Raw genomic sequence first — 12,499 nt, forward strand, 5'->3', positions numbered from 1 at the left:
TTTCCCTTTCCGGCGGTTCCGACTCTATCAGATCCTTTCGGGCCTGATCCCCAGTCAGTGGGGTTTGTCTTTGCGGCTGTTGGGCCGTTCCGACGTGTCCAACCTTAGCGCGGTCTCTCGCCGTTTCCCAAATCGAGTCGATGTCGAGTCGATCAGGCCGTCGAGTCCCAATTCGAATTGAATTCGGGCACGCCGAAATCAACCCCGCTGGGAGCGATCTTGCTAGTGGTTGGGTGCCGCTTGAGCGGCGGAAGTGCTGTCGCAGAACCGTTACGGCTCCGCGGCAACCCGAAGAACTTTACGGATCGGGCAGAGGGGTGTCAAGCCGCCCTTGTCAAGATCTTTTGAGGGACGTCAGTCCAGGTCTGAGAGGCGGCCGCCGGCATCCGGCTGGGCGTCCTCCACCCTGCGCAACAGGCGGGTGAGGACGCCGCCGAGCGCGGTGCGCTCGACGGGGGACAGATCCTGGAGCAGGTCCTCCTCGAAGACCGATGCCAGGCGCATTGCCTCCAGCCACTTCTCACGCCCCTCGGATGTCAGCTCCACGATGACTCGTACGCGGTTGGACTCGTCTCGCTCTCGGGTAACCAGCCCTTCGCCGACCATGCGGTCGATCCGGTGGGTCATGGCGGCCGGTGTGAGACCGAGGCGCTTGGCGAGGTCGCTGGGGCCCAGACGGTAGGGAGCGCCGGAGAGGACGAGGGCCTTGAGGACCTCCCACTCTGTGTTGCTGATGCCGAGGGTCGAGGTCTGACGGCCGTAGGCGACGTTCATGCGGCGGTTCAGGCGGGAGAGGGCCGAGACGATCTGCTCCACCTGGGGGTCGAGGTCCTGGAACTCGCGCTGGTACGCGGCGATCTGTTCTTCGAGGGTCGGCTCACTGGGGCCGGGGGTGTCGCCCATGGCGGCAGTATGGCACGGACCTTCTTTGCCTTGAAGTCCTTGGGTGTGTACTCTTTAGCTTCGAAGTTTAGTTTCGAAGTCTTCACTCCTAACTTGTGAGAGAGGTGAACGTGACCAGGGCGATGGGCGCAGCGATGCGCCGGATTCACGTGGGTAACGCACTCAGCGCGTTCGGGCTCGGCTTCACGGTCCCCTACCTGTACGTCTATGTGGCGCAGGTGCGGGGACTGGGAGCCATGACGGCGGGTCTTGTGCTCGCCGTCTTCGCTGTGGCCGCGCTGGTTGTGCTGCCGTTCGCCGGGCGGGCCATCGTCCGGCGCGGCCCGCTGCCGGTGTTGCTCGTCGCCCTGATCACCGCCGCCATAGGTGCCCTGAGTCTGGGGATCGCGAGCAGTGCGGCGGCCGTGCTGGTGTCGGCTTCTCTGCTGGGGGCCGGGCAGGCCGTGATGCAGCCGGCGCTGGCGACGATGATCGTGGACTGCTCGTCGGCGGAGACGCGGTCACGCGCCTTCGCCACGCAGTTCTTCCTGCAGAACCTCGGGCTCGGTGTCGGTGGCCTCATCGGTGGCCATCTGGTCGACACGACCAGTGCCGCCTCCTTCACCCTTCTCTTCGCGATCGAGGCGGCGATGTTCCTGCTGCTGGTCGTGGTGATGGTGACGGTCCGGGTGCCGCACGCTCCGCGGATCGAAGGCGCGCCCGTGGCGTCGGGGCGGGGCAGCTGGAAGCAGTTGCTGGGCAATCGGGCCATGGTGCAGCTGTGTGTGCTGGGCTTCGTGTTGTTCTTCGCCTGCTACGGGCAGTTCGAGTCGGGGCTGAGCGCGTACGGGGTCGAGGCCGCCGGGATATCGACGTCGGCGCTGGGGACGGCGCTGGCGGCGAACACCCTGATGATCGTCGTGGCGCAGTTCGCCGTGCTGCGGTTCGTGGAGCGGCGGAGGCGGTCACGGGTGATCGCGGCCGTGGGGCTGATCTGGGCCGTGGCATGGGCCGTCGCCGGGTACGCGGGGCTGGGGCACGGGAGCCAGGAGATGGCGACGGCCGCGTTCGTCTCGACGTACGCGTTGTTCGGGCTGGGCGAGGCGATGCTGTCGCCGACCGTGGCCCCGCTGGTCGCGGATCTCGCGCCGGAGGGGATGGCCGGGCAGTACAACTCGGCGTTCGCCCTGGTGAAGCAGCTCGCGCTGGCCGTCGGGCCGGCGGTGGGCGGGCCGCTGGGGGCCTCGCTGCACGCGCCGTACATCGTGGCGTTCCTGTTGTTCTCCCTCGGGATCACCGTCCTCGCCGTGCGGTTGGGGCGGCAGCTGACCGAGGCGCAGGATCAGCCGTGGCTCGTGAAGAGCCGGGTCGTGGCGCGGGGTGGGGCGCCCGTTTCCGCTGACGTCTGATCCACCGGCCGTCGGCTAGGTCGTCCGGGTGCGCGGCAGGGCGAATTCGCACCACACCGCCTTGCCACCGCCCGGGGTGCGTCTGCAGCCCCAGTTCGACGCGATGGTGGCGACGATGGCGATGCCCCGGCCCGACTCGTCGCCCGGTTCCGCGCGGCGGCGCCTGGGGAGGTGGTCGTCGCCGTCGGTGACTTCGATGATCAGGCGGCGGTCGGTGCGGCGCAGGCGCAGTCGCATCGGCGGGGTGCCGTGCTGGAGGGAGTTGGCGACCAGTTCGCTGGTGGCCAGGACGCCCAGGTCGTGCAGGTCGGCGGGGAAGCGCCAGCTGGTCAGGACGCCGGAGGCGAAGGCACGCGCGCGTGGGGCCGCTTCCACGCCGCCGAGGAGTTCCAGGGCGGCGTTGCGGAAGAGCTCGCCTTCCGCACCTTTGCGGGCGGGGTGCTGGAGGACCAGGACGGCCACGTCGTCGTCATGGTCGGGCGTCACGCCCGCCGAGCGGACCAGACGGTCGCAGACGACCTGGGGTGTGCCGGTGGCGCCGGCCAGGGCTCGCTCCAGGGCGGCGATGCCCTCGTCCAGGTCGGCATCGCGGCGCTCCACCAGGCCGTCCGTGTAGAGGACGGCCGTGGAGCCGGGGCTGAGGGGGATCGAGCCGGAGGAGTGCATCCAGCCGCCGGTGCCGAGCGGGGGGCCGGTGGGTTCCTCGGCGCGCAGGACCGTGCCGTTCTCGTCGCGGACGAGGATGGGGAGGTGGCCGGCCGAGGCGTAGACCAGCTTGCCCTCGTTCGGGTCGTGGACCGCGTACGCGCAGGTGGCGATCTGGTTGGCGTCGATCTCGGCGGCCAGGCCGTCGAGGAGCTGCAGGACCTCGTGCGGGGGCAGGTCGAGGCGGGCGTAGGCGCGGACCGCCGTGCGGAGCTGGCCCATCACCGCCGCCGCCCGGACGCCGCGGCCCATGACGTCGCCGATGACCAGGGCCGTGCGGCCGCCGCCCAGGGTGATCACGTCGTACCAGTCGCCGCCGACCGCGGCCTCCGTGCCGCCGGGGTGGTAGGTGGCGGCGACGCGCAGGTCGTCCGGTTCTTCGAGTTCCTGGGGGAGCAGGGATCTCTGCAGGGTCACCGCTGTTTCGCGCTGGCGGCGTTCGCTGGCGCGCAGGCGTTCGGCGGCTTCGGCGTGGTCGGTGACGTCCGTGGCGAAGACCAGGACACCGCGGCTCTCGCTGCCGCCCTCTCCGTCGCCCTGGGCGACCGGGGTGCAGGTGAAGGTGTAGGAGCGGCCGTCGGGGGCCTTGCGGGACTTCACCGTGCGGGGCTTGCCGCTGCGCTGGACCTGGTCCAGGAGGGGGAACAGGCCGAGGGCGTCCAGCTCCGGGAGGACCTCGCGGGCTCGTTCGCCCAGGGGGCGTACGCCGAAGGCGGTCGTGTAGGCGTCGTTGACGTAGGCGATGCGGTGGTCGGGTCCGTGGACGAGGGCGACGAGGGAGGGGACGCGGTCGAGGACCTCGCGCACCCGCAGTTCGTCGACGGCGGGTACGGACGGGGTCTCGTCGGTCAGCTGTTCGACGCGGGCGGCGGGTACGGAGCCGTCCCCCCGCCGGTCCGGGGAGGCCGTCTGCTCGGTCCGCGCTGCGGCGCGGCGCTGCGTTCCGGGGAGCCGGGCGCTCCAGCGCGTGAAGTTCACGAATCCTTGCCTCGTGTAGTCGTCGGCGGCCGGCACCGGAACCGGCCGGGGCCCCGGGGGCCCGCACCGGGGCGAGCGGTGGCACGCCCGCGGTGGTGGACCAGTCTGGCAGTGCGTGGACCGGACCGGCATCCGTCAGACGCCGGGCCGGCCGGTGGAGTTCCTGGGTCCGGTCAGGACGACCCCTTCGGGTTGTGCGGAGGGTCTTGAGAAGGCTTTCCACCGGCCGCGAGTTCGAACTCCGCCCGGGGGTGTTCGAGTGAACCCAGCGAGACGATCTCCCGTTTGAACAGTCCGGCCAGGCACCATTCGGCGAGCACGCGCGCCTTGCGGTTGAAGGTGGGCACGCGGCTGAGGTGGTAGGCGCGGTGCATGAACCAGGCGGGGTAGCCCTTGAGCTTGCGTCCGTAGACGTGGGCGACGCCCTTGTGCAGGCCCAGGGAGGCGACCGATCCGACGTACTTGTGGGTGTAGGTGGTGAGGGGTTCGCCGCGCAGGGCGTGCACGATGTTGTCGCCGAGGACCCGGGCCTGGCGGACGGCGTGCTGGGCGTTGGGGGCGCACTCGCCGCCGGGCTTCTCGGCGGTGACGTCGGGGACGGCCGCGGCGTCTCCCGCCGCCCACGCGTGCGTGGTGCCCTCGATCGTGAGTTCCGGCGTGCACTTGAGCCGTCCGCGGTCGTTGCGGGGCAGGTCGGTGGCGGCGAGGACCGGGTGGGGTTTCACGCCGGCGGTCCAGACGACGGTACGGGTGGGGAAGCGGGCGCCGTCGCTGAGGGCCGCCACCCGGTCCGCGCAGGAGTCCAGGCGGGTCCGCAGGCGTACGTCGATGTTGCGGCGGCGCAGTTCGGTGACGGTGTAGCGGCCCATCTCCTCGCCGACCTCGGGCAGGATGCGGTCCGAGGCCTCGACGAGGATCCACTTCATGTCCTCGGGCCGGATGTTGTGGTAGTAGCGCGCGGCGTAGCGGGCCATGTCCTCCAGTTCGCCGAGTGCCTCCACACCGGCGAAGCCGCCGCCGACGAAGACGAAGGTGAGGGCCGCGTCGCGGATCGCGGGGTCGCGGGTGGAGGAGGCGATGTCCATCTGCTCGATGACGTGGTTGCGCAGGCCGATGGCCTCCTCGACGGTCTTGAAGCCGATGCCGTGGTCGGCGAGGCCGGGGACCGGCAGGGTGCGCGAGACGGAGCCGGGGGCGAGGACGAGTTCGTCGTAGGCCAGCCGCTCTCCGCCGGTGCCCTCCTCCGGGGTGGCGAGGGTGCTGATGGTGGCGGTGCGTTTCGCGTGGTCGACGGCGGTCGCCTCGCCGATGACGACGCGGCACCGGTCGAGGACGCGGCGCAGCGGTACGACGACGTGGCGGGGCGAGATGGCGCCGGCGGCGGCCTCGGGAAGGAAGGGCTGGTACGTCATGTACGGGTCGGGTGTGACGACCGTGATCTCCACCTCGTCCCGGTCCAGTTCCCGTTTCAGTCTGCGCTGCAGGCGCAGGGCCGTGTACATCCCGACGTAGCCACCACCGACAACGAGAATGCGCGCACGTTCCTTCACCATCCCATGACGCACCCGTCGCTTGCGTTTGTCCACAGCCTCGACCAATTGTGTGACCGGAGCGGAAGAGCGCGCGGAGTTGGCCGGATTATCAGCCTGTGAAGGAAACGTGCAGGTCAGCTGGGGTGGTGCGAGGGGCGCGCAGGGGCACATTCAGGACGTATACGGCCCGTACTCCGATCGGTGGGCGCTCCGTGCGGAACCTGCCCCTTCTGAATTGACTCCCTCTCAACTATGTTCGTGTGTCGACGGGGTGTAGGGGGAAGCGCTCACCGGGTCCGCGACGGGCGGGCCTGGGGACCCGGGCCTGTTCCCCCCGTCCCGGCATCGAATGGCGGGGAGTCTCCGGGGGGAGACGTCATTACCGGGGGAATGCGTATGCATGTTCAGGATTCTCATTGGTCGTCCGCGTCCGCTCTCACGGCGGGCGGCGCGACGTTGAGCGCGGCGGTGGGCAGCGGACGCGGGGACGGCCCGCGCACCACACCGCTGCGTGTGGACGCACAGCGCAATCTGGAGCACGTGCTGCGTGCTGCGCGTGAGGTCTTCGGCGAGCTGGGGTACGGCGCGCCGATGGAGGACGTGGCGCGGCGCGCGCGGGTCGGCGTGGGCACGGTGTACCGGCGGTTCCCGAGCAAGGACGTCCTGGTGCGGCGGATAGCCGAGGAGGAGACCTCCCGGCTGACCGACCAGGCGCGTGCGGCGCTCGGGCAGGAGGACGAGCCGTGGTCGGCGCTGTCGCGCTTCCTGCGCACGTCGGTGGCCTCCGGCGCCGGGCGGCTGCTGCCGCCGCAGGTGCTGCGGGTCTCGGTCGAGGAGGACCGTGCCGGTCAGGCGCGGGTGCCGCAGCAGCGGACGCAGCCGGGTACGACGGAGCTGCGGCTGGTTCCGGAGGAGCCGGTGGCGGTAGCCGCGGTACCGGCGGTCGCCGCGGAGGACGACGCCGGGGCGGCGGCGCTGCTCGAGGTCGTGGGTCAGCTCGTGGAGCGGGCGCGTGCGGCGGGTGAGCTGCGGCCGGACGTGTCGGTGTCGGACGTACTGCTGGTGATCGCGACGGCCGCGCCCTCGCTGCCGGACGCGGCTCAGCAGGCGGCTGCCTCGGCCCGGCTGCTGGACATCCTGCTGGAGGGACTGCGCTCGCGGCCGTGAGTGGAGGGGCCCGGAGTGAAGGGGCCCGGAGGCAAAAAGGGGAGCCTTCCCCGAAAGGGTGATGGTTAGTACTGGCGTGCGGTAAATCCCCACGGATGAGTGATCGTCCGAACTCCGGGGTCCTGACCAAGAGCCCCTGTGGCACTCTGACCCGGTGGTCTGGACGGGTTGGGCGGCTGGCGGGGGCTTTCCGCGATGAGCGTTGACGGGCGGGACGAGTCGAGCGGTAGCGGTGACACCACGGCCGGCGGCCCGTTCCCGCCGCACGTACCGAGCCAGGGCGGGCGCGCGAGCGTCCCGCCGGGCGGGCATCCGGCCGACGGCTCGGTCCCTGCACAGCGCGACCGGCACGAGGACGGCGTCCTGCCGCCGCCCCGCGAGCTCCCGCCGGCCGACGCCGAGCTCATCGAGTGGATGCGGTCGGGCGACGACACGGCATACGAGGAGCTGTACCGGCGCCATGCGCAGGCCGTGCGCCGGTACGCCCGGACCTGCTGCCGTGACGCGTACACCGCGGACGACCTGACCGCCGAGGTCTTCGCCCGCATGCTCCAGGCGGTGCGCGGCGGCTCCGGCCCCCAGCACGCCGTCCGCGCGTACCTGCTCACCTCCGTGCGGCGCGTCGCCGCCTCCTGGACGAGATCGGCGCGGCGGGAACAGCTCGTCGACGACTTCGCGGTCTTCGCCGCCCAGTCCGCGCACGGGCCCGACGTGTCCGACGGCGACACGCTCGAACTGGGCGCGGATGTACGGGCCATGCACCAGGCCGAGCGGTCCATGGCCATGCAGGCCTTCCGGTCGCTGCCCGAGCGGTGGCAGGCCGTGCTGTGGCACACCGAGGTCGAGGACGAGTCGCCCAGCGAGGTCGCCACGCTCTTCGGCCTGGACGCCAACGGCACGCGGGTGCTCGCCAGCCGGGCTCGTGAGGGCCTCAAGCAGGCCTACCTCCAGGCCCACGTCAGCGCCACGCTCACCGGCGACGAGGAGTGCGCGCGCTACGCCGACCAGCTCGGCACCTACGCCCGCGGCCGGCTGCGCACTCGTGCCGAGCGGGGGCTGCGCAAGCACCTGGAGGAGTGTGCGAAGTGCCGGCTGGCCGCGAGCCAGATCGCGGAAGTGGCCGGTGGCATCCCCGCCGTCGTACCGGTCGCCGTCATCGGCTGGTTCGGTGCCGCCGGGTACGCCAAGGTGGCCGGGCTCATCGCCGGAGGGGCGGGAGCGGCCGGTGCCGCGGGTGCGGCCGCGACGGCGGGCGCAGGCTCGTCCGGCGCGGCAGCGGGCGCGGGCGCCGGTTCGTCCGGTGGGGCGGGAAGCGGCGGCGGTGCGGCGGCGTCCGAGGGGATCGGCGCGCCCCTGAAGGCCGGTATCGCGGCCGGTGTGGTCGCCGTGGGCGTGGTGGCCGCGGTGGTGATGGCCCTGGCCGGCAACGAGAAGCCGAAGGAGGAAGCGCAGACAGCTCCCCCTTCCCCGGCCTCCCCGACATCACCGGTGGTGCGGCCCGGCGAGCCCACGCCCCCGTCTTCCCCTTCGCAGCGGGAGCCCGGGCCGCGGGCCCCGGGGATCGTGCCCGCGCGCGCGGAGACGCCCGCGCCGACACCGACCACCCCAGAGTCCGGCCCGGAGTCCGGCCCGCGTCCCACCCGCTCCCCGGCCGGGACACCGGCACCGGAGCCCACCTCGCCGCCCACGCCCCCGGGGCCGACACCGCCCTCGGCACCCACGCCCACACCGCCCCCGACCGAGGCGCCGCCCGCCCCGGCCGTCTACCGGTGGAGCGAACTGTCGTACGACATCAGCGGTGACGGCACCGAGCCCGAGATGCGGATCGGGACGAGCAGCTGGGTCTGGAAGCGGTACGGCATGTCGGTCGGCGACCAGCGGTACCCGCACGGCGTCACCGTGCATGGCCGCTCCTCCGTCACCATCGACCTCAACCGGTCCTGCACCTCGTACGACGCGCTCGTCGGTGTGGACGACCTGACGCTGAGACTCGGCAAGGTGTACTTCTCCGTCTACGCCGACGGGGTCCGGCTGTGGCGGTCCGGGCTGGTCCAGGGCGGGGACCCGGCCGTCCCCGTCCATGTGAACCTCGCCGGCCGCAGCACCGTACGGCTGGTCGTGGAACCGCGGGGCGCACTCGACAACGTGGCCCTGGCGGACTGGGCGGAGTCGAGGTTCACCTGCGCCTAGCGCGGCTCGGCGGCGTACGAACTCCGCGCCTCGGCCAGCTCGCGCAGGACGTCGTCAGCGGTGAGGGCCATGCCCCGGGCACGCTCCGACTCGCAGCGGACGCTGCCCAGGGCGGCGCGAGCGGTGGCCGCGGTCCGTTCCGCCTGGGCGTGTTCCGGCATGGGACGGGGACGGCCGGCCCGCCAGTGGTCGCCGGCGCCGAGCAGCCGTGCCGCACGCCTGAAGTCGCCGAGATCGGCCAGCAGTCCCGCCGCGCTGTCCACGACCGTCGCCCGGATCACGTCGGAGCACCGCCGGTCCACGGCTTCGCGCAGGGCTCGGGCCAGTTTGGCCAGGGCGGGCCCCGGAGCGGTCTCGCTCGCCGTGATCACGGCGTCGATCAGATCCAGCATCACCATGAACTGGGGCGGCGGAGTGCCACGCTGGGCCTCCCCGCGCGCCGCCTCGCACAGCTCGCGCGCCCGCGCGATGTGTCCCTCCTCGAACGCCATCTGGGCCCGCAGCAGCAGGACGAACGCCTTGGAGTCCGCCACGACGTACCGGTCGGCGGCGGCGCTCGCCTCGTCCAGCGCCGCCAGCGCGGCCGGGCGGTCTCCCGCCCGGTAGGCGATCTCGGCGAGCCGGGCGATGAGGAACGGTGACTCGGCGTACGCGCCCACCTCGTAGGCGAGCCGCAGGGCCTCCTCGTACTCCCCCTTGGCCTGCTCGAAGCGGCCGCGCGCCATGGCGGCCTCACCGGCCGCGCTGCACACCTGGGCCCGCAGCCAGCGGTCTCCGGAACGGCGGCTGAGGGTGCGCAGTTCCGCGAGGTCGTCGTCGACGCCGTCCAGGTCGCCGGGGGCGTCGACCACCATGTGCGTACGGAACATCAGGGCGACGGCGGTCTCCCAGTCGCCGCCGTGGACACGGCAGTTGGCGACGGCGGAGTCCATGGCGGCGCGGACGTCCGCCAGCTCCCCCACGAAGGAGGCGATCATCGGCCAGACGAGCCCCGGGATCCCGGCCGCCCGCGGTCCGCCGGCCTCGAAGTAGGCCCACACCCGCGTCACATACTGGCGCCGCTCGCCCACGAACGCGTTCATGGGCGTGTCCTCGGCCATGAAGAACAGATGCAGCATGCGCAGTTGCATCCGCAGGGCGTGCAGCGGATGTTCCGCTTCCCCCTCCGGGGCGGTGAGGAAGTGGTCGACGGGGTCGGGCACGCCCGGTCCGCCGCCGGACGGCACCCGCCCCGTGGCATCCATCGCCGCTCCCAGGCGCAGGGTGCGGTCGAGCCACTCCATGCCCTCGTGCCGGTAGGTGCGCAGCCACCAGAACCAGCCCATGGCCAGGGCGAGGGCACCGGCCTCCGCCTCGTCCCCAACGGTGAGGGTTCGGTCGAGGGCCGCGCGGACGTTGTCCAGCTCGGTCTCCAGGCGGGAGATCCAGGGCAGTTGCCCGGCGGAGCGCAGCAGCGGGTCGGCCCGCTCGACGAGCGCGCGCACCCACGCGTGGTGCCTGCGCTCGGCCGCTGCCCGCAGTTGCGGCACTTCGGCGGCACGCTCGACCGCGTACTCGTGGATGGTCTCCAGCATGCGGTACCGCATCCCGGCGGAGCCGTCGCCCTCGCCGGGGGCGGCCACGACGAGGGACTTGTCGACGAGCGCCCCGACCAGCTCGGCGGCGGGCCCGGTGCACACCGCCTCGGCCGCCGCGAGGTCCCAGCCGCCCGCGAACACGGACACCTCGCACAGCGTCGTCCGCTCGGCCTCGTCGAGCAGGTCCCACGACCAGTCGACGACGGCACGCAGGGTCTGCTGGCGGGGCAGGACCGTGCGGCTCCCGGAGGTGAGGAGGCGGAAGCGGTCGTCGAGCCGGTCGGCGATCTGCCGGGGTGTGAGCAGCCGGAGCCGGGCCGCCGCCAGCTCGATGGCGAGCGGCAGACCGTCCAGCCGCCGGCAGATCTCCGCCACGGCCCGCTCGTCACGGAGCGCGGCGTCCGTGTCGGAACGGACGGCGGCGGCGCGCTCCGCGAACAGCCGGCGGGCCTGGTCCGGGCGCAGGGGCTCCACCGGACGGACCAACTCGCCCGGCACGCCCAGGGGTTCACGGCTGGTGGCGAGGATCGTGAGGCCGGGGCAGTGGGTCAGCAGGGTTTCGGCGAGGTGGGCGGCGGCGCCGATGACATGCTCGCAGTTGTCGAGGATCAGGACGTGGCTGCGCGGGGAGCAATACTCCACGAGCAGGGCGACCGGGTCGTCCGGCACGGCCGTCAGCTCGCTGGTCATCAGCACGGTCTCGCGCAGACCGAGCGCGCTGACCACCGCTCCGGGCACCGCCTCCGGCCGGTCGAGCGGGGCGAGCTCGGCCAGCCAGGCCTGCGGAAGCCCGGCGGCGGCCTCCTCGGCGAGACGGGTCTTGCCGGAGCCGCCCGGTCCGGTGAGGGTGACGAGCCGGGCCCTGTGCACATCGGAACGGATGGCGCTGAGCTCGGGTTCCCGGCCGACGAAAGAGGTCAGACGAGGGCGGATGTTGCCGGTGCGCTCGGGCCGTGCAGGCGGGGGTTTCCGGTTCTGCGCTGCCGCGCCGAGCAGCTCTGCGTGCAGGGCGCGCAACCGCGGGCCCGGGTCGGTACCGAGGCCCTCGGCGAGGGCGCGGCGGGCCGACTCGTACGCGGCGAGGGCGTCGGCTTGCCGGCCGGTGTCGCGCAGGGCGCGGATGAGAAGCGCGTGCAGGGGCTCGTCGTACGGGTGCACGGCGGTCAGTTCCCGCAGTTCCGGTACGACGTCCAGTGCGCGGCCGAGCCGTAGGCGGGCCTCGGCCCGGCCCCGGGCGGCCTCCAGGCGGGTGGTCTCCGGGCGGGTCGCGGCGGAGCGGTCGGGAAGGTCGGCGAGGGCGGGGCCGCGCCAGAGGGCGAGGGCGTCGTCGAGGTGCCGTTCCGCGAGGGCGGGGGTGTCGGCGGCGAGGGCGTCGGTGCCTTGCTGGACGAGCCGTTCGAAGACGAAGAGGTCGATGTCGTCCTGCGTGGCGGTGAGGCGGTAGCCGCCGGATGCGGAGGTCGTCACGGCGTTCTTGCCGAGTGCGCGGCGGAGGCGGCCGATGAGGGCTTGGAGGGCGGCGGGGGCGTCCTGGGGTGGGTCGTCCGGCCATACCTCGTCGATCAGCGTCTTGGGTGTGGTGGTGTGGGAGGGGCGTAGGGCGAGGGCGGTGAGCAGGGCGCGGAGGCGGGGGCCGCCGAGGGGGACGGTTGTGCCGTGGTCGTCCTCTGCCGTGGTGGTGCCCAGGATTCTGTACCGCACGGGGTCATTGTCGCTGGGGTGGGGGTGGGGGGCTGGGGGTTTTCGGGGTGGAGTGTTGCTGCCGTGTGTTTCAGGTGCCGTGTGTTGCCGCTGGGGCGGGGTTTTGCGCTGCTCGGCATGAGAAGGTGCGCGGCGTTGGTGCTGGGGCCGGGTGGGTGCGCAGCCCGGCATGAGAAGGTGCGCGGCGTCGGTGCTGGGGCCGGGTGGGTGCGCAGCCCGGCGTAGCGGGGTGCCGCTGCGCCCACCCGTGCCGCCCCTAGCGGCACGCATGCCCGCAGCTCAGCGGCACACACGCCCGCAGCGGGGCGGCACGCATGCCCGCAGCTCAGCGGCAGCAATGCCCGCAGCCAGGGCGGCT

Annotated in this window: 7 protein-coding genes; 3 read left to right on the forward strand and 4 right to left on the reverse strand. The window is 72.6% G+C overall.

Translation table 11 applies throughout. The annotated features are described in order from the left end of the window. Window positions 1-354: 354 nt before the first annotated feature. Window positions 355-903, reverse strand: a complete 549-nt coding sequence (locus AC07DF_RS11530; protein WP_399028345.1) for a MarR family winged helix-turn-helix transcriptional regulator — start codon at window positions 901-903, stop codon at window positions 355-357. Window positions 904-1,025: 122 nt separating this feature from the next. Between AC07DF_RS11530 and AC07DF_RS11535 the strand changes: the two genes are divergently transcribed. Continuing rightward, window positions 1,026-2,291: an MFS transporter gene (locus AC07DF_RS11535; RefSeq protein ID WP_478970936.1), complete on the forward strand. Its 1,266-nt coding sequence runs from the start codon at window positions 1,026-1,028 to the stop codon at window positions 2,289-2,291. A gap of 15 nt (window positions 2,292-2,306) precedes the next feature. Here the strand turns inward: AC07DF_RS11535 and AC07DF_RS11540 are convergent, their stop codons facing one another. Both AC07DF_RS11540 and AC07DF_RS11545 read right to left on the reverse strand, forming a co-directional pair. After that, entirely contained in the window at window positions 2,307-3,974 is a 1,668-nt protein-coding gene (locus AC07DF_RS11540; protein WP_478969535.1) for an ATP-binding SpoIIE family protein phosphatase, read from the reverse strand. A 173-nt stretch (window positions 3,975-4,147) separates the two neighbouring features. After that, window positions 4,148-5,527 carry an NAD(P)/FAD-dependent oxidoreductase gene (locus tag AC07DF_RS11545; protein WP_478969537.1) on the reverse strand — a complete coding sequence of 460 codons (1,380 nt, stop codon included), beginning with the start codon at window positions 5,525-5,527 and terminating at the stop codon, window positions 4,148-4,150. A gap of 375 nt (window positions 5,528-5,902) precedes the next feature. Here AC07DF_RS11545 and AC07DF_RS11550 point away from each other — a divergent pair, with 375 nt between their 5' ends. After that, window positions 5,903-6,673 carry a TetR/AcrR family transcriptional regulator gene (locus AC07DF_RS11550; RefSeq protein ID WP_478969539.1) on the forward strand — a complete coding sequence of 257 codons (771 nt, stop codon included), beginning with the start codon at window positions 5,903-5,905 and terminating at the stop codon, window positions 6,671-6,673. A 195-nt stretch (window positions 6,674-6,868) separates the two neighbouring features. Continuing rightward, on the forward strand, window positions 6,869-8,863 hold the full coding sequence (locus AC07DF_RS11555; RefSeq protein ID WP_478969541.1) for a sigma-70 family RNA polymerase sigma factor: 1,995 nt from the start codon (window positions 6,869-6,871) through the stop codon (window positions 8,861-8,863). Here the strand turns inward: AC07DF_RS11555 and AC07DF_RS11560 are convergent. Further along, complete coding sequence (locus tag AC07DF_RS11560; RefSeq protein ID WP_478969543.1) at window positions 8,860-12,141, reverse strand: AfsR/SARP family transcriptional regulator; 3,282 nt, start codon at window positions 12,139-12,141, stop codon at window positions 8,860-8,862. The genes AC07DF_RS11555 and AC07DF_RS11560 overlap by 4 nt on opposite strands. Between the last annotated feature and the right edge of the window lie 358 nt (window positions 12,142-12,499).

It is taken from the genome of Streptomyces sp. NPDC044719 (assembly GCF_056433405.1).